The sequence below is a fragment of the Paenibacillus anseongensis genome (assembly GCF_009757995.1).
Taxonomy (GTDB): Bacteria; Bacillota; Bacilli; order Paenibacillales; family NBRC-103111; genus Paenibacillus_E; species Paenibacillus_E chondroitinus.
This window is the reverse complement of record NZ_WSEM01000034.1, coordinates 444,219-469,423: the sequence shown is the minus strand read 5'-3', so window position 1 is coordinate 469,423 and position 25,205 is coordinate 444,219. Positions and strand designations below refer to the sequence as shown.

Annotated in this window: 22 protein-coding genes; 13 read left to right on the top strand and 9 right to left on the bottom strand. The window is 39.7% G+C overall.

Going from position 1 to position 25,205, the window contains the following annotated elements; all coding sequences use genetic code 11:
• Positions 1-8 precede the first annotated feature (8 nt).
• Positions 9-452: a CBO0543 family protein gene (locus tag GON05_RS40185; protein ID WP_397369780.1), complete on the bottom strand. Its 444-nt coding sequence runs from the start codon at positions 450-452 to the stop codon at positions 9-11.
• Between the two features lie 426 nt (positions 453-878).
• Here GON05_RS40185 and GON05_RS33130 point away from each other — a divergent pair, with 426 nt between their 5' ends.
• Together GON05_RS33130 and GON05_RS33125 are read left to right on the top strand one after the other, a co-directional pair.
• Entirely contained in the window at positions 879-1,265 is a 387-nt protein-coding gene (locus GON05_RS33130) for a hypothetical protein (RefSeq protein WP_309491806.1), read from the top strand.
• A gap of 166 nt (positions 1,266-1,431) precedes the next feature.
• Positions 1,432-2,100 (top strand): hypothetical protein, encoded by a 669-nt coding sequence (locus GON05_RS33125; protein ID WP_157325553.1) that lies wholly within the window; start codon positions 1,432-1,434, stop codon positions 2,098-2,100.
• 16 nt (positions 2,101-2,116) lie between these two features.
• Here the strand turns inward: GON05_RS33125 and GON05_RS33120 are convergent, their stop codons facing one another.
• From GON05_RS33120 to GON05_RS33105, 4 genes are all read right to left on the bottom strand, one after another.
• Entirely contained in the window at positions 2,117-2,413 is a 297-nt protein-coding gene (locus GON05_RS33120) for a hypothetical protein (protein ID WP_157325551.1), read from the bottom strand.
• A gap of 17 nt (positions 2,414-2,430) precedes the next feature.
• A complete protein-coding gene (locus GON05_RS33115; protein ID WP_157325549.1) occupies positions 2,431-3,711 on the bottom strand; it encodes an ArsB/NhaD family transporter in 1,281 nt (426 codons plus the stop codon).
• Between the two features lie 15 nt (positions 3,712-3,726).
• A complete protein-coding gene (locus GON05_RS33110; protein WP_157325547.1) occupies positions 3,727-3,918 on the bottom strand; it encodes a hypothetical protein in 192 nt (63 codons plus the stop codon).
• Positions 3,919-4,258: 340 nt separating this feature from the next.
• On the bottom strand, positions 4,259-4,684 hold the full coding sequence (locus GON05_RS33105) for a copper amine oxidase N-terminal domain-containing protein (RefSeq protein ID WP_157325545.1): 426 nt from the start codon (positions 4,682-4,684) through the stop codon (positions 4,259-4,261).
• A gap of 357 nt (positions 4,685-5,041) precedes the next feature.
• Between GON05_RS33105 and GON05_RS33100 the strand changes: the two genes are divergently transcribed.
• From GON05_RS33100 to GON05_RS33090, 3 genes are all read left to right on the top strand, one after another.
• Complete coding sequence (locus tag GON05_RS33100; RefSeq protein WP_157325543.1) at positions 5,042-6,307, top strand: mechanosensitive ion channel family protein; 1,266 nt, start codon at positions 5,042-5,044, stop codon at positions 6,305-6,307.
• Positions 6,308-6,958: 651 nt separating this feature from the next.
• Entirely contained in the window at positions 6,959-12,343 is a 5,385-nt protein-coding gene (locus tag GON05_RS33095) for a glycoside hydrolase family 2 TIM barrel-domain containing protein (RefSeq protein ID WP_157325541.1), read from the top strand.
• A gap of 391 nt (positions 12,344-12,734) precedes the next feature.
• A complete protein-coding gene (locus GON05_RS33090; protein ID WP_157325539.1) occupies positions 12,735-12,983 on the top strand; it encodes a hypothetical protein in 249 nt (82 codons plus the stop codon).
• Between the two features lie 189 nt (positions 12,984-13,172).
• Here the strand turns inward: GON05_RS33090 and GON05_RS33085 are convergent, their stop codons facing one another.
• The gene (locus GON05_RS33085; protein WP_157325537.1) at positions 13,173-14,084 is read right to left on the bottom strand and encodes a LysR family transcriptional regulator; all 912 of its coding nucleotides are present in this window, start codon (positions 14,082-14,084) and stop codon (positions 13,173-13,175) included.
• Between the two features lie 117 nt (positions 14,085-14,201).
• On the opposite strand from GON05_RS33085, the gene GON05_RS33080 reads away from it, so the two are divergent.
• Complete coding sequence (locus tag GON05_RS33080) at positions 14,202-15,458, top strand: YbfB/YjiJ family MFS transporter (RefSeq protein ID WP_157325535.1); 1,257 nt, start codon at positions 14,202-14,204, stop codon at positions 15,456-15,458.
• A 42-nt stretch (positions 15,459-15,500) separates the two neighbouring features.
• Entirely contained in the window at positions 15,501-16,331 is an 831-nt protein-coding gene (locus tag GON05_RS33075; protein ID WP_157325533.1) for an alpha/beta fold hydrolase, read from the top strand.
• 468 nt (positions 16,332-16,799) lie between these two features.
• Here the strand turns inward: GON05_RS33075 and GON05_RS33070 are convergent, their stop codons facing one another.
• The gene (locus GON05_RS33070; protein WP_157325524.1) at positions 16,800-17,243 is read right to left on the bottom strand and encodes a carbohydrate binding domain-containing protein; all 444 of its coding nucleotides are present in this window, start codon (positions 17,241-17,243) and stop codon (positions 16,800-16,802) included.
• A gap of 141 nt (positions 17,244-17,384) precedes the next feature.
• On the opposite strand from GON05_RS33070, the gene GON05_RS33065 reads away from it, so the two are divergent.
• Complete coding sequence (locus GON05_RS33065) at positions 17,385-17,624, top strand: SDR family NAD(P)-dependent oxidoreductase (RefSeq protein ID WP_157325522.1); 240 nt, start codon at positions 17,385-17,387, stop codon at positions 17,622-17,624.
• Positions 17,625-17,711: 87 nt separating this feature from the next.
• On the opposite strand, the gene GON05_RS40180 is transcribed toward GON05_RS33065, so the two are convergent.
• Complete coding sequence (locus GON05_RS40180) at positions 17,712-17,879, bottom strand: AraC family transcriptional regulator N-terminal domain-containing protein (protein WP_181646342.1); 168 nt, start codon at positions 17,877-17,879, stop codon at positions 17,712-17,714.
• A 566-nt stretch (positions 17,880-18,445) separates the two neighbouring features.
• Here GON05_RS40180 and GON05_RS33055 point away from each other — a divergent pair.
• A complete protein-coding gene (locus GON05_RS33055) occupies positions 18,446-19,501 on the top strand; it encodes a hypothetical protein (RefSeq protein ID WP_157325520.1) in 1,056 nt (351 codons plus the stop codon).
• Positions 19,502-20,121: 620 nt separating this feature from the next.
• Here GON05_RS33055 and GON05_RS33050 read toward each other — a convergent pair.
• Complete coding sequence (locus tag GON05_RS33050; protein ID WP_157325518.1) at positions 20,122-20,661, bottom strand: CBO0543 family protein; 540 nt, start codon at positions 20,659-20,661, stop codon at positions 20,122-20,124.
• Between the two features lie 562 nt (positions 20,662-21,223).
• Between GON05_RS33050 and GON05_RS33045 the strand changes: the two genes are divergently transcribed.
• From GON05_RS33045 to GON05_RS33030, 4 genes are read left to right on the top strand one after another with little or no spacing between them, the layout of a single operon-like run.
• Complete coding sequence (locus GON05_RS33045) at positions 21,224-22,705, top strand: spore germination protein (RefSeq protein ID WP_157325516.1); 1,482 nt, start codon at positions 21,224-21,226, stop codon at positions 22,703-22,705.
• Positions 22,689-23,855, top strand: coding sequence for a Ger(x)C family spore germination protein (locus GON05_RS33040; protein WP_157325514.1), 1,167 nt, complete (start codon positions 22,689-22,691; stop codon positions 23,853-23,855). Before GON05_RS33045 ends, GON05_RS33040 begins: the two co-directional genes overlap by 17 nt.
• On the top strand, positions 23,852-24,103 hold the full coding sequence (locus GON05_RS33035) for a hypothetical protein (protein WP_157325512.1): 252 nt from the start codon (positions 23,852-23,854) through the stop codon (positions 24,101-24,103). Before GON05_RS33040 ends, GON05_RS33035 begins: the two co-directional genes overlap by 4 nt.
• Positions 24,100-25,182, top strand: coding sequence for a GerAB/ArcD/ProY family transporter (locus GON05_RS33030; protein ID WP_157325510.1), 1,083 nt, complete (start codon positions 24,100-24,102; stop codon positions 25,180-25,182). The genes GON05_RS33035 and GON05_RS33030 overlap by 4 nt, the downstream gene beginning before the upstream one ends.
• The last annotated feature ends 23 nt before the right edge of the window (positions 25,183-25,205 follow it).

Below are 25,205 nucleotides of genomic sequence, written 5' to 3'. Positions count from 1 at the left end.
TAATGCCTTTATTGCTCGCGTTTAAGGTGATCTATCTGATTATGATCAACTTGGTTCTGTAATTTTATTGTTATCCATTTAATGATGTAACTAAGAAAAAAAATAACGATCAATGTATAGTAATGTTTCCAGTAGTTACTTGGCCTGTATAAATTAAAAGAAATAAATACGGGCTCAATAATATACGAAAATAAACTCGCACTACCCAAAGTCGCTATAAGAAAGCTGGATTTCTTGGGAAAGTATTGAAAAATAAACATATATGTAATGGGAAGTATAGTTATATCTGCTGGAAATAGTGGAGGAACGAATGAAAAGAGTTCCAAAGGATACTGCCATAGCCCCAATGCAATTCCGATATCATCCAAAAGTAGTGAGATTATCATCCATAAAAGGCCGTATGTAATGAGGACATTAAGTTTACTCCGATCTACATACTTCCACCAGATCAACCAAGGAAGAAGAGTTACGACTAAAAGAGTCCACCAATGGAGCTTAAATAAGTCATTTTGGATCCAAAAGTTAATTTTTAGATCTATAAGCTGATTCTGCAAATCACTAATTTGTTCATAATCGTTACCTAATGTACTCAATGCTAACTCATCCCATCATAAACTGTTTTGAATTATGAGCTAGTATTCCCTTATTCGATTTTAAATAATTCCATTCAGAATAAATTTTTCTTATTTAAGTATAAATTTATATTATTTTTACATGCTATAAAAAAAACTCATGGAGAGTGTTATCGATGCATTAACAGTCAAAGGGGATCTACGATGATTATTCTTATCTTGTCGATTATTTCATTCAATATAATCTGTTTTAAAACTAACAGGGTCTTGAATATTAACAAAATTCTTCACATCTGGATGTTTACAATGGCATTTCAATTTTTGTTTGATCTCCTGATCGAATTCAAATTAGAAGGGTATTGGTATTTTTCTAAGGGGAGAATTGATTGGCTTGGATTTTTAGCAAGGACAGTGTTAGTTCCTCCGGTCAACATGATGTATATTAATTTTTACCCCTTGAATGGCGGGATTAGAGAAAAAGGCTTATACATAATCTTTTGGTCAGCCGGCATCCTAACATATGAGTTAATAACATTACTGCCAGCTCCATGGGGCTATTTTCACTATGGTTGGTGGAAACTGGGATATTCGGCGATAGTTGACCCTATACTTTTGTTTATTCTTCTGATGTACTTCAAATTGATTTGCTCAATTGAATTGAAAATGGTGTTAAAAAAACAACATTTAGAATGATTTTGATGTGCTAACTTAGATTTTTATTTGACAAACGACATTGGAAGGTGGGGAGCGGAATTAATCTTATGGAGCAAAAACTTTGATATCGCTTCGCATGGATAGTGGGATATTAGACGATACTTAGATTGAAGCATCGCCTAAATTTGTATGAGGAGGATATTCTTTGCTAGCTTCTAAAATCATGTTGTCGACAATACTATCACTGTCTATTTTGGCGCCAGATCATGAAAGCCCTTCACTTTCTAAAAAGTCGTTGGAACTGATCGACAAGATCCGTTTGGAAAGTGAGGATTCACTTTCTATAAAATGGAGTACGCAAACTCAAACTCCTGAATTACTTTCAGGCAACTTAACAAAACCTTCTCAACATTCCCCAGGGTGGATCTCATACAAATATTTAGATGAAATTAAGATATTGTACGGCCTGAGACGCGTAAAGGAAGATTTGCGTATTGTTTCTGTCGAACCATCAAACACATCAACGAAAGTGTACTTGCAACGCATGTTATTTAACAGACCCGTTTGTGGGGATCAGCTACTTGTGGAGATAGATCGTTCAGGTATTGTCAAGCGAGTTGAGGGTAGCCTTCATACAGATTTGGAACAAAAACGTTTAAGAAGACCCATGTATGCAGCGATAACGATAGAAGAGGCTAAACAGGTGGCGTTGGCATTTGATCAATCGCTTAAGGAAACTGATGTAATCAGTTCAGACTCCTGTTACCTGCCTACCAGAGAAGGTATTCCTCTTGTACACAAAATCACTTTTGAAAAAGAAAAACGCCCAGTATCTTTTAAGGTTCATTCGATGACTGGGCGAATTATTGAATAGCAGGTCAAGTGGGGACTCAGGAATGCTGGGGTTCCTCTTTCCATTCTACTTTGGTCAGCAGTTGATATTTACAAAGCTGAAGGATGAAATCTTCATAAAAATCTTTTCTGACAACAACCTGATACTCATGATTGTTGTAGGGGTAAATTAGGACATCTGTAATGATGTCATTAGCTTCAAAGCTTTTTTGAATGAGTTTCATCGATTCAAAATATGGCTCTGTGAGAATTCGGATCTTAAACTCAAACTCATTAGCAACGGATACCTCACTAATGTCCACAACATCCTTATTCCATTCATAAGTCAATTTCAAGATTGCATTCCTCCTAGCTAAATTAAATAACGGACGTAGATATAAATACTGGCTAATCCGACGGAGAACAACATGAGGGGGAAGCCATATTTCATAAAAGTAACGAATTTAATCGGATAACCTTCTTTGCTTGATAACCCAGCAACGATCAAATTGGCGCTCGCCCCAATTAAAGTGCCGTTTCCTCCCAAACATGCACCAAGCGCTAAACTCCACCATAAAGGTTCTAGGTTATCTACTCCCATATTACCCATTTCCTGTATCATCGGAATCATCGTCGCGACAAATGGTATATTGTCTAAAAATGCTGACGCAATCGCACTGAGCCATAGGATTAACATGGAAGTCGCGATTGGATTACCTCCAGTCAACTCGATCGCTTGCGCGGCTAGTTTGGAGATGACGCCGGTTTCCACTAGACCTGAGACTAACACGAACAAACCGATGAAAAAGAATATCGTGGTCCATTCCACCTTCGTGAAGGCATTTTCCATGGCATGTTCACCAGTTAGAAGGAGTAAAATAAAAGCACCGGTCAAGGCGACGGTTGCTGACTCCAGATGTAGCATTTGATGCAGGAAAAAGCCAATGATCGTAAGCCCTAAGATAGAGACACTCTTAATTAATAGAGTACGGTCTGTGATGACTTCTTTCTCGTCAATTTGCATGATGCTCATCTTTAATTCAGGCGTCGTTTGAATTTGCTTACGAAACATGAGTACAAAAATAGGCAGCATGCAAACCATGATAATAATAGCGATAGGCGTAAGGTTATTGATAAACGCCATGAACGTTAATTCTTTAACCGCACTACCAATCATGATATTCGGCGGATCCCCGATTAGAGTCGCTGTACCTCCAATATTAGAAGCGAGGATTTGTGTGATCAGAAAAGGAATAGGATTCACTTTTAACTGCCGGGTGATACTAAATGTAACGGGCACCATCAAAAGTACGGTTGTAACGTTGTCAAGAAAGGCAGACCCAACTGCAGTAATGAGCACGAGTGATATTAAAATACGAACAGGGTCCCCCTTCGCTTTCTTGGCAGAGACAAGAGCGATATATCTGAACAGCCCAGTTTCTGCAGTAATGCTAACAATGATCATCATGCCTATGAGCAGCCCTAAGGTATTAAAATCAATATGGTGTAAAGCGTCTTCTTGGTTAACTATACCTAGGATAACCATAAGGACGCCGCCTAGCATGGCGATGATCGTACGATGAATTTTCTCGGCAATGATCATGCCGTATGTCACTAAAAAGATGCCAATTGCTAAAATCGCTTGCTGTTCCATAATTCCTCCTACATGTTATTTGCGTTTTGATAAAAAATATCCAATAAGGACTGTGCTTGAGAGGGTTGTTGCTCCAGCACCGATAAACAAGTTGATTTGTCTTTGCTTATCTTCTTCGACAGCTGCACAGACCAGGAATCCAAACAGAATTCCCATCCATGTAAGAAATAGAGCTGCGCTTATAAGATATTTAATTATTTCATTCATATACACTCCTTTCTCTGCATAAAAAAAGAGCCCAACCAAGGGCTCGGCATGGTTAAAAAAAACCAAAAGGAGCCCTTGGTGACAGGCTCCTCCAAAATACAACAGGTATTTGATTAGTTCATGATATGAATAACTTACATGGAATATTCGTTGCGTTTTAAATTTACAATGAAGTAAAGGTTGTGTCAAGTAATTTCAAGTTCGTAAAATGAAAAAGACTTCGGTCCTCCATGTACAGGAAATAGCAAGAAAATAATTGAAAAGTAAGTAAATGAATTTTCGTGAGTGTCTTGATTTTTTCTTACAAGGGATGGCAGTTTAGAAGTTTCTATGTATAAGTTTATTTAACCAAATAAGTATCAATAAAGGCTTTGGGTACATAGGTCATGTCATTAATAATAGAAGGTGCGTACATTAGCATGTCGTCCGTATTGCCAACCTTGAAGGACTTGCTGTCGATTTGTAGCACAATAGCATTACCTGACATCATGTTATCTTTCATGGTCTTATCATCTATCTTCGCTTTGTCTTCCATCATCATCTTCGTTAAAGTCACCGAACGAGTTTCCTCATCCCAAGTTACCTTAAAACCCAGCGATTCAGCGATTTGACGTAGTGGAGCCAGTTCAGTTCCATCCTTTTTCATTGTGGTTACCGTGCTGTAATCAAATTTTTTCATCATCATTTCCTCAGCGCCAGCCATACTCGGGATGGATAAGATGCATGCCGCAAGTGTAATTACAATTCCTTTTTTCCATGTTTTCATTTTAGTTCCTCCTTAATGTTGGTTACGTATTACTATAACTAAGATAACAAGCCAAACTTAAGAAAGACTAACGAAACAATTACAAAAGAATTACAAGTTTTTAATAGAGATCTTTCAATAATGTTTGAGCATTCATTTAATTGACAGAAGAAAAAGAAACAGGATTAAGTTGTTGTCAATATTCCCAAGGTAGAAAGAGCTCTTCCTAACGTAATTATCAATTGGCTGATGCAGGATGAGTGAAGATATTCAGCAAATACTTGCGTATGAATGAAAGACTCTCGTAAAATAAGTAATGATTGTCTTCTTTTAATAGCAAGATAATGAAAAACTAAATCTGGAGTGACGGAGGAATTTATGGAATTGATTAAAAACATGATAGAAGGAATTGGACTCAACTCGGAAATAGGGGGATACATGTCTTATGGAATTATGGTGTTATCCATTACTTTATTATGTATATTAGCTAACTTTATTACTAAAAAAGTGTTTATCAAAATAATTTCGCACGTGACCTACAAAAATAACATTCAGTGGAACCTCATATTGTTGGAGAGGAAAGTATTTCATAAGTGTTCTCATGTCGTTCCTGCTTTTATTATCTATTACTTTTCTTACACATTTCCTAGCTATCAACATCTGATCGAAATAGGCGCAGTATCGTACATGATTATAATGGGATTATTAGTCATGGATTCACTTTTAGATGCTGTAAATGATATTTACAAATCATATGAAATTTCTAAAATCAAGCCAATAAGAGGGTACATTCAGGTCGTTAAAATTGTTTTAACCATTGTCTGTGGGATACTCGTGATTGCTAATCTTATCGGCGAGAGTCCCCTTATTCTGTTAAGCGGCATCGGCGCGATCTCGGCTGTTCTTATGTTAGTTTTCAAAGATTCTATTTTAGGGCTTGTAGCGGGTGTTCAATTAACTGCTAATGATATGGTGCGGGTTGGCGATTGGATTGAAATGCCGAAATATGGAGCAGACGGCGATGTTATTGATATCTCATTAAACACTGTCAAAGTTCAAAACTTCGATAAAACCATTACAACCATTCCGAGCTATACGCTGATCTCGGACTCTTTTAAAAACTGGCGCGGAATGCAAAAGTCTGGAGGACGCCGAATCAAACGTTCGATATTCATTGATACGAGCAGCATCTGTTTCTGTACTAACGAAATGTTAGAGCGTTTCAAAAGTATTCACTATCTCACTGAATACATATTGGATAAAGAACGGGAAATTCAAAATCATAATAAAAATCTTCAGATTGATACCTCTAATAGAGTAAATGGCAGGGCGCTGACAAATATCGGTGTCTTTCGAACATATATTGATCAGTATCTCAAGAATCATCACATGATTCATCAAAACATGACTTGCTTGGTTAGGCAGTTAGCCTCTGGTGAAACCGGACTGCCTTTGGAAATATATGCTTTTACAAATAGCACGGAGTGGCAGGTATATGAGGCAGTACAGTCTGATATTTTTGATCATATTTTTGCCATTGCGCCTGAGTTTGGACTCCGGATTTTCCAAAATCCAACGGGGTATGATGTGAAAAGCTTATCCACGGTAAGCCTATCCAACTATAGTAGGGGTGGGGCTATTTAAGACAGCAAATCAATAGGGGACGAGATGTGAACGTTGAATATTTGAGCAGATTATTAAAAGGTAATGAGTATCACTCTATAACTGTAAGGACAGGCGAAAAATAATTCGTCTGTCCTATCTGCTGTTGATTGGCTCAATGAGATATTTGGTATAGTTAAATTGCAATTTGTTGGGTATTTGCTATCCATTTTTATTTTTGCACTACTACCGACAGAACCATTTTGGTTCCCGATTTTGATATTTTACAGGTATTGTTTGATAGTCGGTAACCTGTTCAACTATCTGGCAGAAGTGCTTGAGGCAGGATTTCATCAGCGCCATTGGAGAAATCCTAGTGGCGCTTTTTTCGCGTTTATTAGGTGAAGAAAAATCAATGTGCAGAAAGAAAATATGAGGATTTTTAAGTTTTTATGTGAGTATTTTTAAGAAGAATATGGATATTATTGTGTTATTATTGAGATGTTAGGTATTACCTTTAATTAACAAATATCTACTGGAGGGAGGTTCCATAGGTGAAATAATAAATTATGCTCAATATGATACAATTTGTATCATATTTCTTTTTGTAAACGCTGCCAGTTTTAGACAACATAATTGAATTGCTTTATGAGTCGTTAATATATTCTAATGAAATCGATTTGGAGGGCATTTATGAAGTGGAAAAAGAAAATATCGTTGACTCTTATGCTCCTTATGACGGTCAGCAGCTTTAGTGCTTTAGGCGCATCGGCTGCCCCAGCAAACGGGTATCCGGAATGGAATAACAATCCCGATGTTTTCCAGGTGAACCGAGAGCCTGCACATGCCTCCTTTATTCCTTATGGAGATGTGCCCTCTGCTTTGCAGGGAGCGGACATGATATCTGCGATGACGGAGCATCAATCACCTTTTTACCAATCCCTCAATGGGCTATGGAAATTTAACTTCTCTAAGAACCCTAATGCTCGTCCTGTAGACTTCTATAAGGATAGCTATGATACGAGTTCATGGAATGAGATTAAAGTGCCTGGCGAATGGCAGCTCCAAGGCTATGATTTCCCCATTTATACGAATATTACTTATCCATTCTGGGGTAATGGCAATTCAACCAATGTTCAGCCGCCTGTCGCTCCTACGGAATATAATCCGGTAGGATCGTATAAGCGCACATTTACGATTCCGGATAATTGGTCCGACCGGCAAACGTTCATTTCCTTTCAAGGTGTTGAAAGCGCATTCTACGTCTGGGTTAACGGTCAAAAAGTCGGATATAGCGAAGATAGCTATTCGCCCAAAGACTTTAACATTACCCCGTATCTAAAGTCCGGCGAGAATACGCTTGCTGTCGAAGCGTATCGCTGGTCGGACGGTAGCTGGCTTGAAGACCAGGATTCCCTGCGATTAAGCGGCATTCAGCGCGATGTGTTTCTTTTCAGCACACCCTCGGTTCATATGAGGGATTTCAGCGTCGTTACGAATTTGGATTCTTCTTATCAGGATGCTGAGCTAAATCTGAAAGTAAACGTCAAAAATTATATCAACGGCACAACGCCGGCCAACCATACGGTAGAGGCGATGCTGTATGACGGCAACAACCAACCGGTATTTAACGAGCCTGTCAAAATGGAAACAGCGTTTGGCGCGAACTCGGAGGTTCAGGTCAACGCTTCTAAGCTAGTCGCCAATCCTAAGAAATGGTCGGCAGAAGATCCGAACCTGTATACACTTGTTCTGAGCTTGAAAGATTCTTCCGGCAAATTAATCGAAACGGCGGGCACACGTATCGGTTTCAGGGAATTTGAACTCAAAACGATGTCCGATGGTAGTGGCAAGCAGCAAATGATCCTCAACGGTAAGCCAATTATGATTAAAGGTGTAAACCGTCACGATACAAACCCCGATACGGGGAAAGCGACCAATCTGGATCAGATGATCGAAGATATCGAATTAATGAAGCAATACAATATGAATGCTATTCGTACCTCTCACTATCCGAGCCATCCGTTCTGGTACGATCTGGCGAACAAATACGGTCTTTATGTGCTCGATGAGGTTAATTTGGAAACGCATGGCGTCAGGGACACCGTTCCGACCAGCAAGCCTGAATGGGTAGAAAACGTGAAGGATCGCGCTAACAGTATGGTCCAAAGGGATAAAAACCACCCATCCGTCATCATTTGGTCATTAGGCAATGAAGCGGGTTCCGGAAGCGATTTTAAAGCCGAATCCGATTATATCCGCAGTCTCGATCCTACCCGTCCGATTCATTATGAGGGATATAATGATAAGGCCGTAACGGATATGGTCAGCAACATGTATCCGGCTGTCTCGACCTTGGAAACGTATGCCAAGAGCAGCGATCCTAGACCATATATTATGTGTGAGTATGCCCACGCTATGGGTAACAGTACAGGTAATTTGCAAGAATACTGGGATATGATCAAAAAGTATCCGAATCTCCAGGGCGGATTCATCTGGGACTGGGTCGATCAAGCGGTACGCATGAAAACTCCGGCTGAAAAACTGTATTTGACCGATGTGGGCGAAACTTACAAAGCTGATTACACGGGAACAGTTATAGAAAGTGACGGTGCTGTAAACGGTGTTCTTCAGCCGAAGGATGTAGGAAGCGCTACCGTGACGATGCCGAACGATGCGTCATACAATATTACCGGACCGTTCACGCTAGAAGCTTGGATTAAACCGCTATCGAATATTTCGGACAGTCCAATCATTACCAAAGGGGATACCCAATTCGCTTTAAAAATGGCTGGCACGACCAAGTTGGAAATATTTGTTTATAAAAGTGGCACCTGGACATCAGCCAGTGCAAATTTGCCCGCGAACTGGGTGAATAACTGGCATCATGTTGCCGGGACTTATGACGGAGCAAACTTAAAGCTTTTTGTAGATGGCACTGTCGTCGCAACGAAAGCTTTCACAGGCAGCTTCGGTTCCAACAACTTTCCGCTTACCATCGGCACAGATAAGGAGAAAGGCCGCACTTCCAGAATGAGCTTCGATAAAGTCCGCGTTTACAACCGTGCCTTATCGTTGACGGAACTAAACGATGATACGCGCACAGCGGATGCATCCGTTGTCTTGTGGCAGGATTTCAATAAAGACAACGCCAAATCAAGCCCTCTTGAGCAGCACGAATTCTTGGGCTACGGCGGAGACTTCGGAGATAGTCCGAATGATGGCAACTTTATGGCCAACGGTCTTATCTTAGCAGACCGAACTCCGAAGCCGGAGCTTACCGAAGTGAAACATGTTTATCAAAACATTATCGTGAAAGCTGCAGACCTTGCGAAAGGCAAAGTCGATGTCAGAAATGAATTCTTGTTCACCAATGTCAACGCATACGAGGCAAATTGGGAATTACGGGCGGATAACAAAGTCATTCAGCAAGGTACTTTTGACAATTTGGATATACCCTCTTTGACGACGAAACAAATTACAGTTCCTTATAGCTTGCCGACGGCTAAGCCAGGTGTTGAATACTGGTTAAATTTCAGTTTCAAATTGAAATCGGATACGTTGTGGGCGAAGAAAGGACACGAGATCGCCAGTCAGCAAATAAGCCTACCGTTGAGTACGCCTAACCAACCGTCCGTCGATCTCTCTACATTGCCGGCTTTGAATGTTCAGGATCAAGGAACACAAGTTAAGATAAATAATACGGATATGCAAATCAATTTCAATAAATCAACTGGCACGATCGATACTTTCAAGTATCAAGGTAAAGATTTGATAAAACAAGGTCCTACACCTAACTTCTGGAGAGCGCCTACCGATAACGATAAAGGTAACGGCGAGCCTTCCAGAACGGCAACTTGGAAAAATGCCGGTAAAAACAGAAGCGTAACCAAAGCGACCGTCACCCCGATCGGAGACAAAATTGTTCGCATAGACGTGGAAGGAACGCTGCCGACTACGACAGTATCCTCTTACAAAACGTCCTATACCATCTTCGGCAACGGCGACATCACGGTGTCCAATTATTTGAAACCTGGCGCCAAATCGCTTCCGGAAATTCCTGAGGTCGGAAACATGCTGACAATTCCGCAAGAATTTGAGCATATTACGTGGTATGGCCGCGGACCAAATGAAAACTATCAGGACAGAAATTCCGGTTCCGATGTCGGGATGTATAGTAGCACCGTAGAAGCGCAATTTTTCCCTTATATCGAGCCTTCGGAAACGGGAAATAAAACCGATGTGCGTTGGGTTACTCTGACGAACCAGGACGGAGTGGGTCTGATGGCAATCGGTGCTCCTGTTATTGAGACTAACGCTCTGCATTATACACCGGATGATTTGGATGGACCAGCACATCCGTATCAAGCGACTCATCGCGATGACATCACGCTTCGCGTCAACTATAAGCAAATGGGCGTTGGTGGTGATGACAGTTGGGGCGCCAAGCCTCATGCGCTTTATATGCTGCTAGCGGATAAGGACTATAGTTACAGTTATACGCTTAGGCCGATTCCCGCTCATACAGCAGATTTGATGAAGCTGAGCAAGTCCGTGACGACGATCAACCTGGTGAAATCCATCCAAGTAAATGGCATAGCGTTGGACGGATTCGATCCGGAGAAATTAAACTACACGTACAATATCTTGCGCGGCAATAACAAAGTGCCGACGGTTGACGTGCAGACATCAAACAACACAGTAAAAGTGCAAGTGACTCCAGCTCCTGATGTAAATGGCAAAACCGTCATTAACGTCTCCTCTGCAGACGGCCTCTTCACCAAGATCTATGAAATCCAATTCAATGTGGTAGATCATTATTTGAGCAACATGGATTGGGTAAGCGCAACAGTCGGTTGGTCTTCGATCAAAAAGGATTTGAGCATTGATGGCAATTCACTTCGCTTGAAAGGTCCCTCAGGAACAGTCACGTATACCAAGGGGATTGGCACACATGCGAATTCGGAAATTATTTATAACTTGACAGGTAAAAATTATGAATCCTTCCAGGCGGTCGTTGGCGTTGATCAGGAAGTTAGTGGCACAGGAGTGAGCAACACGATTGTGTTCCAGGTGTTCTTGGATGGAGTCAAGGCTTTCGATAGTGGTTTAATGAGAGCTGCGACGGTTTCCAAAGCGATTAATCTGGACGTGAAGGGCGTAAAAGAAATGAAGCTGATTGTCAGCGATAATGGCGACGGAAACGCTGAAGATCACGGAGATTGGGCAGACGCTAAGCTCATTCCGGGCAAAGATCCTTTTGCGGTTCTTAGTGGTGTAAGCTTGGTAAAGGTAAACCAGCCATTTGACCTTAATTTGCAGTTGAACAATGTTACTCAAAACGTGTATGCGATTGACTTTATCGTCAATTATAATCCCCAGCAAGTCCTTCTAAACGATGTTACTTCCATACAAGATCAAGTAGAAATCGTTGCGAAAAAAGAGCTAGAGCCGGGTAAACTCAGAGTGCTGGCCGCAGCTCTTGGTTCCAGTATTCAATCAAGTGAGGATTTGTTGAAACTAGCTTTCACTACAACGAATGAATCGGTTACACAATCAACTTACACGGATATTTCCGTAAGTAATCTGATCATTGCCGACAATCAAGGAGCTGAAGTGAACGTTAATGGAACTCAATTTAGCGTTCAATTTGAACAAATCCATAAGGATGCTCTAATTTCAGGGATTGCTGATGCACAAGCCATATACGATGGGGCTGTAGAGGGCAGTAATCCCGGACAATATCCAGCTGCAGCGAAAGCGGCGTTCCTGGCTGCAATTCAGAATGCCGCTGCAGTCGCGAACGATGCGGATTCCAATCAGTCGCAAGTAGATCAGGCTCTAATTGACTTGACGGCAGCCGTTCAAGCCTTCGAAGCGTCCGTCCATACGAGCATTCCTGGCGATATGAACGGTGACGGCAAATTCACAATTGGCGATCTGGCTTTGGTGGCTAAGGCTTACGGTAAAACATCCTCAGATTCAGATTGGAATCTCTTCAAGTTTGCAGATCTTGTAGCGGACGGCAAAATTGATATTGCAGATTTGGCTTATATGGCAAGAAAAATTATTGAATAAGTAACAGGAAAAGAATCCGCAACTTCGGTTGTCGGATTCTTTTTAGTAGATAAGAAAGTATAAGTTTTATACTTTAGCTTCGCATCCCCAGCTGCGAGCTTTTCAGGTTGATATTTCGCCAAATATTTCCCAGACATTCTCAAGTAGCGGGCAGCAATCATACAGTGACCGGCTTGCTTGGATGAAAAAGAAGTGTAGGAAAGAGGAAAGCGAATGGAGAGCATCCGAGTTAAAAAGGACATATTCAGGAAGCGAACGGACAAGCTCCGTGCTAGCGGAGAGGTTCTGTCAACCGAACAATTTTCCCGGATCTATGAGCAATACTTTAACCGCGTGTACAAGTATATTTACTACCGGATTCAGAATCAGTATGAGGTAGAGGATCGGCGAAGTGAAAACGGAAATGGTCGATGGGACCCAGCTGTATTTTGCAAACGGAATTGTTATCTGGGAGGACAAGGGATTTACGGTGGAGATGTATGCTATGGATGATTTCGATGCGGATACGCTGAAGAGAATCGTCAAAAGCTTCGGCGTTGGCAAGGCCATGAAGCAAGAGCAAATTAATCAGTCGCAGTCCAATGTAGACAACTTGATTCAAACACAGCGAGCGGTTCCGGCTCCTGCGGCTCGTCAATAAATTGGAGCTTAAGTCGTGTAATGGTTATCTTCCAACCGTTTATGCGTGAATACGTTGATAAGTATGTTGTCAGCTTTACAATTTAGCTAGGAGGCACAAAAAAACATCATTCAAAAATGAATGATGTTCATATTGTAGAGAAACCCCAGTCTTTTACGCAGACAGGGGTTTCTTTTCTAAAGAAGGTGCTCACAGCCATGAATCACCACTATGAAAATCATTTTGTTTTTTAACCTCCCTCAAGGCATTCATTAATAATAATGATGCCTTTCCTAGGATGTTGCTATTTTTATATACTAGGCCAATTGATACGGTGGGGTCTATATCGACAAAAGGTCTAATGACTAAGGTATTTTCTAGTTCCAAGTCTTTATACATAGGAATAATTCCAATACCGAGACCAGCTTTGACCATTTGCCGAATCACAGAAAAACTTCCCACCTCGATACCAAAAAAAGAGTTTTGGCCAGTTTGACATAATATCTTTTCTGATATTTCTCTATAAATACAGGTTTGCTCTTTAAGCAGAATGGTTAGTCCGACAAGATCGTTAACCTCAATGCAAGCTTGATTGGCCATGGGGTGATCAGCTCTCATCAATACCCCCAATCTTTCTTCAATAAGTGGCTCAAACTCCAACATGAGGTTTACTGATGGAGATGCGCATATGCCGAAATCCAATTCACCGGATCGAACTCTTTCTGCGATAGATTTACTACCACTAATCTCCATAGATAACTGCACTTGCGGACGAAGCTTACAGAAATCAGCTACGATAGTCGCTATCGTCTGACTTGCGATAGGCTCAATAGCGGCAAAACGAACGGCTCCGCCATCCCCCGTACCGAAATCCGAGATCGTCTGTCTCATGGATCCTATTTGTTTCAGCAAAGCAGATGCTTCCTGATAGAGCCATTGACCGGCTTCAGAAGCAACCATGCGTTTGCCATCACGAACGAATAAAGAGACCCCTAGATCAGCTTCAAGGCGTTGAATCTGGAGTGTTACTGTAGAGGGTGCAAATTGGAGTTCTTCAGCAGCTTTCTGAAAGCTTCCAAGACGCAAAATCGCTTCAAATGTTGTTAATGCTCGCAGATCCATGTTCCTCATCCTTTTGTTTAATAAATGTGAACAATTTATTCAGATAGTTCAATTTTACAAAACTTTGATGCCAATTTACAATAGTTACAAGAACAATTTTTAGGCAGGAGGGATGCTATGGATTTAGGTTATAAATCGGCATTCAATTGGATCACCTTATGGGCATCACTATTATTTGCTTTGATCCTTGGATTTTCACGGCTATCCTTTGGATTGTTCTTACCAGGGATTCAAAGGGAAATAGGGGGGAGTTACGGTGATTTGGGCATGTTAGGAACAGTCAATTTCATTGGTTATTTGGTTGGAACCCTATGTCTACCGCCATTAATTTCCCATTTTCAACATAGTAAGAATATCATCAATAGAATTTCATGCTTGTTACTTGGATTGGCCATGATAGCCTCGGCGTTTAGTGAGCATTTCATCCAGCTTGGGCTTTGGCGGTTCATGATTGGTTTTTTTTCAGCTTTGGCCACAGTGTTGGTCTTGTCTATTGCTACGGACACCGTTCAACCCGCTGAACGAGGAATGACTTCAGGTCTAATATGGTTAGGTGGATCTGCCGGAATTTTAATTACAGGCTTATTCGCACCATATATCATAGAGCCTGCTCATTTGGATGGATGGCGCTATGCTTGGCTGGCTATGGGTATCTTCGGTGTTCTTGCTATGGTGGGCTTTGAAATGGTAACAAGAAAGCAAAGATTTGAGAGTACCCAATTCACCCAACTTGAATCGAATTCACGGGAACAAGAACAAGTGAGTGTATATAGACTCATGTTTAGTCCAAATAAGTTTTTATTCTTGCTCGGATCTTATTTCTTCTTTGGTTGGGGATATATTATTTATTTCACTTTTTTGGTTCCTTATCTTGTGAATAAAGGAATTCCGTCGATTTATGCTGGACTGATTTGGTCTTGTATCGGATTTGCAGGTTTATTCAATGGCTGGGTAGGAGGCAGAGCCATTGACCGATGGCCGAGCGGGTATACGCTTGCATTGGGGTTAGCATTAGGTACGATTGGTGTATTAGGAGTAACGACAAATCGTATTCTGCTTACTTCATTAGGCGCAGTAATTATTGGGTTGGTTTCATTTATTACCCCACCGTTGATGACGACCGCCCTTCTTCGCCGTTATGCACCAAGTAGCATCTATCCGGTATGCCTTAGCGTAGCCACCGCTTTTTTTGCAACAGGGCAAATGATAGGTCCCATGGTTGGAGGCTGGGTTGTCGAGCGATACGGTTTGGAATTTGGCGTAACATCCAGCTCTCTATTTATGGCGCTTTCCGCCTTGTTTGCTTGTTTATACGGAAAGAAACAAGGAGAGCTAGAGACACGTACATTGCGTTCCGAAAGTATGAATAGCTGATTCGTTATTAAGAAGAGTATTTTATAAAGGGAGAGAAAAACGATGGAGATATTACACGATACTAATCCGGCAATAAGAAAATATTTTAACTCGGGTAATCTTGAGCTTTCCTACATTGACTTTGGTGGAGAAAGTAATAAAGTGCTTGTTATGTTACATGGTTATATGGCTAACGCGAGAACATTTTCGGAGCTGGCTGTCAAATTTAAAGATTGGCGGGTTATAGCTGTAGATCAGCGCGGACACGGATGGAGTGAACATCCTTCTGGCATGGAATATGCAAGAAATGATTACATCAATGACCTATTAAACTTGATTCAAAATGAACTCGGGGGACAACCCGTAACGCTACTGGGTCATTCGCTAGGCGGATTAAACGCTTATCAATTCGCGGCTCGTTATCCTGAATGGGTCGAAGCCATTATCGTTGAGGATATTGGTGTGGAAATAAACGCTGACTTCTCATTTGCCGATAAGCTTCCATTTCGATCGGCCTCCTTAAAAGAACTAAGAGATTCACTTGGAAGTGTAGGACTTCGAGCGATTGATTATTTTTCAGAAAGCGTGTTCGAGGATGAACGGGGATGGGGGTTCCGTACAGATGTAAATGGTCTGCAAGTTTCCGTACCCCAATCTAATGGGGTTTGGTGGGAAGATTGGTTGTCTTCAAAATGTCCTATTTTGCTGATTCATGGTAAGAAAAGCTTTTTTCTTGACATCAAACAAGCAGAACAGATGGAAATTCGAAGACCTAACACTAAGCTTGTAGTTTTCGAAGAATGTGGCCATGGTGTTCACTCTGATGATTTAGATGGTTTTTATCAAGTTGTGAATGATTTTCTTACTGAACAAAATAACGGGAATAGACAGTAATTAGGTTTCAATAATAAAGCAGCAAGGGGTTGATATAGATGTATACCTTATGCGTCAAGCAGGGTTACCTATACCTGCGATATATGGTCCTTCGAAGGAAGGCTGGATTCAATTGGGAATAAAAACGCCGCCGCTTTGAGTACCATAATGGAGCCATGTGTTTTATGATGCTGCTTGGAAACGCCGAGCTATGAAGTTGCTCTTTTCTGTAGATAAGGACAAGTGAATCATTTCAGTCTTTGAAGCGTCTAACAAAAACGGGCTTCTTGCAGAGTAACGTTTTTTAAAAATGGAATATATTATTAGTGTCAAACTCAACCCCCTACCACCTTTTCGTCCTCCCCGTACGATAAGGTGGATTTTTTTATGTTATTCATTTGGAATAGACAGTAGCCTGTATCAAATTAAATTTATTTTAATATATTAGTTTAAGAACTTTTTCGACTGAAATGCTTCCGGATCCAAGGATTAGAGTTGAGTCAAAGAAACAGTATCGAGATCTAAGATTATACTTGTGGTACTACTGTTAATTATACGAAATTCTAAATCAAAATCTGTTTTTTCTCCTATTGCAAATGCTGGAATGATCACAGTAAATCTTCTATAACTAGAAGGTATTTTTTTAATAGGGATTAATGTTCCTGGATCAAAAGAACCAACTAGACTTACTCTTAGCTTTCCGGTATTTGATTTTGATTTGGCAAAGAAGGTAATTTTATATGCATGATTTGGAACTAGTGTTACTCGTTGAGCTAGATAAGATGTCTCGCTTCCTCTTACTGGGGCTTGAAATCGTATATGCTTTTTACCAGTATTAGATTGTACAGTAATTAGCCTAGTGTTTCTAGATAGCCACGGGGCAGTTGTATCATCTTCAAAATCTTCATTAATGGTTAGTATATTTTGAATCATTTTACCCACTCCTTATTATTGATACTACATAAATATGTAGATTCATAGGAATGGTGATAGTTTTAGAGTACAACTTAAAGTATTTTAATTTTTCTTCCATTTTCTTAATCATTGTCAGTCATTATATTGGATTATTATTGAGTGATACAGATGCCAATCGGTTCCGGATTTAATGCTGCTAGCACAACTGACGATGTGATCCGGGGAATTGACTTACGCGGTAAAGTAGCAATAGTTACAGGAGGTTATGTCGGTCTTGGACTTGAGACTACAAGAACGCTCGCAGCAGCTAGGGAGAAAGTCATCGTTCCTGCACGTGATTTGAAGAAGGCCCATCAAGCCCCTTGGATGGAATTGAAAGTGTTGAAATTGAAGAGATGAATCTCCTAGATCCTCAATCTATTGACAAATTCGCTAACAGTTTTCTCCAATCCGGTAGGCCACTTCTAATTGACCACCCAACTGTGGTCAGCTTTGCGCCAAGCAAAGGGAGCTCGCGTTGTATCGGTAGGAGCTTATAGCAGGTATATCAACTAGCGAAACCATGAAATCTCCTGTTCTATAAAAAAGCACATCTTTGTTCATGTGAAGCTTCTTTGACCCTTGAAGAACAAGGCAAAGTGCAGGTGTTAAGATACCAGGGAAAAGGGGTGTTTAAACACTGCTTTTATGTAATATAATGAATGGAATGTCAGTTGGCGATTTTCCATCGTTCACAGCTATTTGTTTGCAGAGTCCTGTGAGCAGCTACAACGCTTCTTCATGGGCAGAGATCGATTCAATAGAAATTGGTTTACTGATTAAATGATTCTCCTGTTGCCGCAACTATACTCACCTCTATCTTCATCATGCTTTCAGTTGTTGAACTAATCGAAATAATCATACCTTGCTGAATTATATACTTTCAAGCAGACATTCGAAGAGATTGTCGATTCCATTTACATTTTATTAAGGGCATGACTAAACATTAAGTTAAATCAACGTTTCCCAGTGAGTGAACGTAACGTGGTTAGTAAATTTGTTTACATGGCTCGCACAGAAATCAATTTATAAATAAACTCAAAAAAGCCCTACGGGAAATTGAAATTGTTCCCCGGGCTTTTCTTATTACCTGAAATAATAAAACTTCCGCAATTTCATCATTCTTACAAAAAGTTTAGAACATATGATAAGCATCTAACCGTTAAGGGGTGCTAAAAGTATTGAAAAAATTAATGAATAAGCGTAAGCGCCATGGAAAAAGTAATCCACTAATAAGTCCTCGAGTTAGACTAAGGAAATCGAAACCTCTCACAAATAAGTACAGTCCCGAAGAAATCTATAATAAAATTTCTGAATGTGAACTAAATTGGGTTTTTATGGAGTTACGGGAACCAGATAATAAATTTATAATTTTTTATATTAGGAAAGATGTTGTTACCCCAACATCTATTACAGGAAAAAGAATATTTCTTCCTATTCCCCCTGGGCGCACTGATTATGGAACAGTTGAATTTAGTGATAGTAGAATAGAAACCGTATTATGTTTTGAACCAGAAGAGAATAATATTGCTGAGAATGTAGTCATTGCTTGTATTAGTGGTCGGGGTGGAGGTGTATCTGGTCCTAACGGAATGACAAGTTTAAGAAATACACTTCGTACTAGGCTTGCAACATTGGGAGTACCCTCAAATAATATTTTTCAAATAAGTTGGAATAAAAACAGAGATAGTGATCCTTTTGGTGCTCCTTTAATGAGTGATTTAAAAAAAGAAATTAATTCCAGGAACAATAAACCAAGCTATATAGCAATCATAGGCCACTCATTCGGTGGTTGGGCAGCCTCTAAGTTATCAAGAGTTACTGCTGTTAAACCGGATTTTATCGGGCTTATTGATCCTGTTTATGGTGCTTCCAATATTATGTCTCCAAACGCTGTGCCAATAGGATCAAAAGTGATTAATTGGTATCAGAAGAATGGCATAAATGGTGGGGAACCATGCACAGGCATAGGTAGTATTCCTTGTACTTCACCCCAAAATGGTATTTCTTGCGGATATCAGAATGTACCTGGGGCGCAGAATATTAATGAAGTATACTTAAAAACATGGAGTGGAGCTATTAGATCAGTAAATTGCCTGGTGCCAAAAAAAGTTGTCAAATTGAAAGCGTCACATATAGATATTGATGATGATGAGTGGATCCATCGCCAAATCTTTGATCAAATTAGTTCAGATATTAAAAATCTAATTAAATCAAAAAAAGCCCGAAGGAAATGATTACTCTTTTGGGCTTTTTCCTTGTCGGGTGATAGTGAGGAATATTGACCAATTGATTAATCTAGAGGGAATTTAAGAGTGGAAAAATTATGTTGATATGCCCTTGTGGAAAAACTGCGGATAATAATGTAATTCATGTGGCTTATGCATCAGCTGAGCGATTTGTGTTTGACAAGTTGAGGCAGTTACTAGATAAATATGTGAACTAGTAGGAGTGATGATAGTTTTATGATACAAGTTGAATCAGCTGTAGAATGAAACAAAAGCGCCTACATAATTACCAGAACCTTGTGTGTATATTTATGCATAAATGCTTTTATTTAATAATTCGGTGGTAGCACCACTTATAAAAGGTCAATTTTGATACAATAAAATAAGTATTATGCTTCATTAACTGAATTATTATTATAAATACTCGAAGCTAAGCCGGCATAACACATTGTTGGTTGTATTTAGATAACATTGGGTGCTTCTGTATGGAACCCTTGGATATCGAAACGTATGGCATCGTTAAGGTGAATATTATTGATCCAACATTCAATAATAAAAAAATCAACGCTTTGAAAATTTGTCGAATTGAATTATTCAAGTCATTAGCTTAAATTTCGAAAATATAAGGTTCAATTGATTATTTTTTTTGGAATCCACTTTAGAACGAATGCTCTAGTGAGAGTTCCGGTCAACATATAGAAAATGAACGAATAATAGAAGTTCCAACCATAATAAGCAACAGCATCAAGCCAGATAGAAAACGGTTCGCCAATAAATGCAAAAACAAGTGCTTGCAAGAATAATGCAACGGAAAATGTTTTCCAATTCGAAAAATATTGAAAAATCAACATTTGAGCTACCGGTACTATCGAAAAATCAAAAGGTAACTCGAAAACAGAGTACGGTATTAATTTTGTAGGATAGATCCAAATACCAAAGTCTGCACCAAATTCGTCTGTTATAATTGAGATAATCAGCACGATTAATCCAAAAAACCAAATAATTGGCGCCCTTTTGCGGTCTATAAGTTTTATGAGAACGATCCAAGGGATAATGATCATTCCAAGTAAAAACCACCAAGTCCAAGTAAAAAGACTTTCATTTATCCATAGCTGATATTCAAAAAGTGCATGCGATTCCTGCAAATCATGTAATTGATCTTTTGTCATTTTTTCACCTACAAATGCGATATATTTTTCTTAATTATTTCCCTCATCGTGTTAGCTTAAACTTCTCTGGATATCTTCCAACTGAGTAAGAGCATGAAGTTGCATACAAGGCTGAATATTAAAGAGCACAAAAAGAACCACATTACCGGGTTGGAGCGGTAAAAGTGGTAAGGGGAGTAATTATAGAAGCCCTTAATAATTTATTCCAGGAATATCATAAGTGTCGTAGTTAGAAGCCTATTTTACTTGTATATTAAGTATCATCTCGAGGTGTTCAATAATTAGTTGTTGCCATGAATAATTTGCTTCAAAGGGGTTCCGTTTTTATTTTTGTTATTGCTTAGGGATTCTAGAACATTGGAGGAGTATTCAAAGTCATAAATGAAGAGAAAAGCAAAGCGTTCCTCCTAAACAATCGGGAAACGCTTTACTGTGTCAACAGAAACGATACTTCTATCATAGACTTGCTCATGAGGGGTTGTAATTTTATTTGAATAATCAGGATGTAATTGGGGGATAATTCCATCGAGTATGATGTTTAAGAAAGGGAGAATTGTTAGTTATGGATAATGAAGAACAGACAATCTCACTTTCGGTAATCCATAATATTGAGGCGCTAAGGAACTTGTTCGGGAACAACGAACAGCTTACCTTTCATTATTTTGAAAGGGATGGGGAAGAACCGTTTGGAGCGATTGCTTATTTAAAAGTCTTAATAGACACGGAGTGGCTGCAACAACTTATTCTTCCGCGTATTGGCGAGCGTATCCAATGGGAAGAAGCTTCAACTAATTCGCTTATTGATGCCGCCAAGGATCAAGGTATTACACGAGTGGTACCCAATTTAGAAGATGCGGTGCGAATCATCACGGACGCTGGGATTGTTTTGTTCGCTGAAAACCAAATTCAAGCCTTTGGAATGAGTCTTCCTGGATTCGGAAAGAGATCCATTAAAGAGCCAATGATGGAGGTAAATGTCCGAGGACCTCGTGCAGGTTTTATAGAGGATTTGGATACTAATGCTGGACTAATTTATAGACGTTTGAAAACTCCTCAACTTAAGTCGAAGACTTTTATAGTGGGTCAAGAAAGCCGAACTAATATCATGGTGCTTTATCTTGAAAATCAAGTAAATCTTAGTGTATTACATGAAATAGAGTCAAGGCTAGAATCTGTATGTCTAAATGTTGTTGTAGACAGTGCTCAGATTGAGGAATGGATACAGGATAGTGTCTACTCACCATTTTCCCAAATACAGAACACGGAAAGACCAGACCGAGTTGCAACTGCCTTAAATCAGGGTAAAGTAGCGATTTTAACGGACGGTAGTCCGAATGTTCTTTTAGCGCCAGCTATGTTTACAGATTTTCTACACCCAAGTGAGGACCTGTACGAAAAGTTTTATTTTGCGGATTTCCTTCGTGGTTTGCGTATAATAACGCTTTTCGTGTCCTTGTTTCTTCCGTCAGTCTACATTGCTTTATCTACTTTCCATCTCGAGATGATTCCAACACCACTTATGCTGACATTTCTTTCGGCTAAATCAGGCATCCCATTTCCTACAATTCTTGAAGCCCTAATTATGGAAATTGCATTTGAAATTTTAAGGGAAGCAAGTGTAAGGCTACCACAAACAGTCGGTCAATCTATTAGTATCGTTGGAGCGCTCATTATCGGGGAAGCCGCTGTTCAATCAGGCATCGTGTCGAGATCCATGGTAATCATCGTGGCAGTAACTGGAATTGCGTCGTTTACAATCCCGTCTTTTAATACTGCTATTACGCTAAGATTGCTCCGTTTTCCACTTATGTTTATCGCTGCTTGCACCGGTGTACTCGGCATTTCGCTCAGTATGTTCGCGCTTGTTCTACATTTATGTTCGCTAAGGTCATTTGGTACATTATTTATACCTACGCCTGAACCTAAGCACTGGCGGGATTTCGTCAGCCACTTTGTATTACTTCCAATCAAGCTTCGTAAGTTTTCGAAAATGCAAGCTTCTGCTGTTGCTGCGAAAGGATCCGAACATGATGAAGAAGTTTAAACGTGCACTGCTGATGTTCTTGATGATGACATTTCTAGTGGGGTGTTCTTCGGACATTCGCGAAATAAGCGATATTGCGCTTGTCATGTTGACAGCAATTGATTATGACAAAGAAAAACAAATGTTCATTTTTACCATCAACTGTATTGACGCTTCAACGAACAGTTCTGGAAACTCAGACAAAAAATTAGAGTGGGTCGCTACTTCATCAGGCAAGTCTATTTTCGAGGCTGCACGCAATTTACGGAGTCGCGCTGGTAAAGTGCTGGTCTGGCAACATGATAAGTTTTTTCTTATTGGCGAAAGCGCGGCAAGGAATTCGATCTACGAAATTGTGGACTTTATGACTCGGACGCGAGATATTAGGCTATCCAGTTATGTAATTATAAGCCAAGGAAATGCGAGCGAAATGATGAGAACCAAGGCAGAAACCCAAGATCTTATCTCGAATGAAATGGTTGGTAAAATCAAAAATGAGCATCTATGGGGAAAAAGCCTATCTATTACTGTTAAAGATCTCGTAAACTATTACACAAATCCTTATCGTGGATTTGTAACTGGAAGACTAAGCAAAATGAAGCCAATCGGTAGTTCACGTGAAGTAGTTCTACTTAGCGGTGGTTCTGTTATTCAACAGGGGAGGCTTACACAATGGATATCAGGAACAGATGTTCTTTCAATTCACATTATCGTCAATAAGAAATATTGGCGTGATCTTGAATTTTCGGAATATGTGTCATATAAATCGGCCAATTTAGGAATGAGAATGAAGGTAAGTAAGCGGTCTATGGCGTTAATTCAAGAGGAGGGGAAACCCCTAATCGTGATTAAAATAGGATTAATAGGATCTATAACTAGTCTCGATAAGTACTTAAATTTACCAGATCCGGTCACACTTCAAGCTATTGAAAAGTCTTCCAGTCGACAAATAGAGCAGCGTATCAAAGATAGCCTAAATCGGTTTCAACACGACCTAAAGGTAGATGTTATTGGATTTTCTGATTTTATTAGTAAATATCATCCAAACGAGTGGAGAGGGATGGAGAAAACATGGATAACTGACATCTATCCAAAAATTCCAATTCGTGTACATGTGGACGTTAAAATTCCAACGGTTGGAATGAGCCAAGTACTTGGAGGTGTAAAATGAATGATTATTTGACGATTATATTTATTCTCCTTTACTGCGTTTGGAAAGCTACAAGTTTATGGAAGAAGAAACTTCGACGTGAAGCAGCTGTACTCTGTATGTTATCGCTAATAGCGGGTATGTATTTCATACCTTCTATTGGTGACCAAATTCCAACGCCTAGTTCCATAAATAAGTGGCTTTACAAGCCAATTGCCGAATACGTGGAGCGTAAGGTAAACATTGTTCCGGAGGAATACCCATTGTGAAGTTTGAAAAAATATCGCCATTTCAGCTCGGATTTCTTTGTTTCGCATTCATGTCTGGCTTCTCAACCCTCTATTTGTTAGAAGCAAAAGTAATTATGCATGATGTTTGGATTGCAAATGTTACGGCGATGCTTGCTGTGCTTCTGATACTTAAAGTGTTTACATATGTCCAAAGCCAATTTCCAAATTTGAATTTTAGTGACATAATTGAAGCTTTATTTGGTAAATGGTTAGGGAAGTTTGTGCTAGTGTTTTATCTCATGGGTATGATAGGCCTTGGTGTATTATCTTTACGCTCTATTTCGTTGTTTTATAACACTGCTATTCTGCCAAATACTTCTCCAATGTTGATCATGGGGCTTGTTTTATGTGTGACGACTTACGCTGCTTTTCTTGGGCTTGGCACCATTTCTAGATCCATAGTACTCATTTTGCCATTTTTCATTGTGGCCATCTTGATAATTGGATTTTTAATTTATCAAGACGTTGAGGATAACCCTTTGTTGCCTCAGTTCCAGCATCCTTTTCCTTTGATATTATATTGTGCAATGATATCGTTTGGTTTTCCCTTCGGTAAAGCAGGAGTCATCGCTTTTGTCTTCTCTGAGGTTACAGTTCACAAAAAGCTATATAAAAGTTGTTCAATCGCAATCGTTTCCTCTTGCATATATTTGCTCATGTCAACTTATCTTTCGTTTGGTAGCCTTGGTGACAATATGTTTAAAACAGCATCATTCCCATTTTTTTCCTCCATTCAAATGGTTAAACTTGGAGAATACATTGAGCGAATTGAAATTATGATTATTAGTATTTGGACAGTTCTAACACTCTTCGAGATTATCGTTGTCCAATACGTATTTGTAAAAATAATAGGGCGAATGTTTAAATTGCGAGATATAAAGGCACTCTATTTGCCTGTAGGTGCAATCTTTTTAGTTGTCTCAAGTAAAAGTGCTGTCAATTCAGCGGAGCTCATTGCTTATGATCTATCCATCTTGCCATTTTCAATTATCTTACCAAGCATACTTATTCCTCTAAGCATGTTGTGTCTAGTTTACTTTAGGAAAATAAGAAGATGACAAGGATGGAGGACTATTATTCA

Bases quoted from the DNA above. Each gene is read 5' to 3' on its own strand.
- GON05_RS33095 (WP_157325541.1), top strand. From the start codon at position 6,959: ATGAAGTGGAAAAAGAAAATATCGTTGACTCTTATGCTCCTTATGACG.
- GON05_RS33085 (WP_157325537.1), bottom strand. From the start codon at position 14,084: ATGGATCTGCGAGCATTAACAACATTTGAAGCGATTTTGCGTCTTGGA.
- GON05_RS33100 (WP_157325543.1), top strand. From the start codon at position 5,042: ATGGAATTGATTAAAAACATGATAGAAGGAATTGGACTCAACTCGGAA.
- GON05_RS33130 (WP_309491806.1), top strand. From the start codon at position 879: ATGGCATTTCAATTTTTGTTTGATCTCCTGATCGAATTCAAATTAGAA.
- GON05_RS33115 (WP_157325549.1), bottom strand. From the start codon at position 3,711: ATGGAACAGCAAGCGATTTTAGCAATTGGCATCTTTTTAGTGACATAC.
- GON05_RS33105 (WP_157325545.1), bottom strand. From the start codon at position 4,684: ATGAAAACATGGAAAAAAGGAATTGTAATTACACTTGCGGCATGCATC.
- GON05_RS33040 (WP_157325514.1), top strand. From the start codon at position 22,689: ATGATGAAGAAGTTTAAACGTGCACTGCTGATGTTCTTGATGATGACA.
- GON05_RS33045 (WP_157325516.1), top strand. From the start codon at position 21,224: ATGGATAATGAAGAACAGACAATCTCACTTTCGGTAATCCATAATATT.
- GON05_RS33075 (WP_157325533.1), top strand. From the start codon at position 15,501: ATGGAGATATTACACGATACTAATCCGGCAATAAGAAAATATTTTAAC.
- GON05_RS33035 (WP_157325512.1), top strand. From the start codon at position 23,852: ATGAATGATTATTTGACGATTATATTTATTCTCCTTTACTGCGTTTGG.
- GON05_RS33110 (WP_157325547.1), bottom strand. From the start codon at position 3,918: ATGAATGAAATAATTAAATATCTTATAAGCGCAGCTCTATTTCTTACA.
- GON05_RS33080 (WP_157325535.1), top strand. From the start codon at position 14,202: ATGGATTTAGGTTATAAATCGGCATTCAATTGGATCACCTTATGGGCA.
- GON05_RS33070 (WP_157325524.1), bottom strand. From the start codon at position 17,243: ATGATTCAAAATATACTAACCATTAATGAAGATTTTGAAGATGATACA.
- GON05_RS33050 (WP_157325518.1), bottom strand. From the start codon at position 20,661: ATGACAAAAGATCAATTACATGATTTGCAGGAATCGCATGCACTTTTT.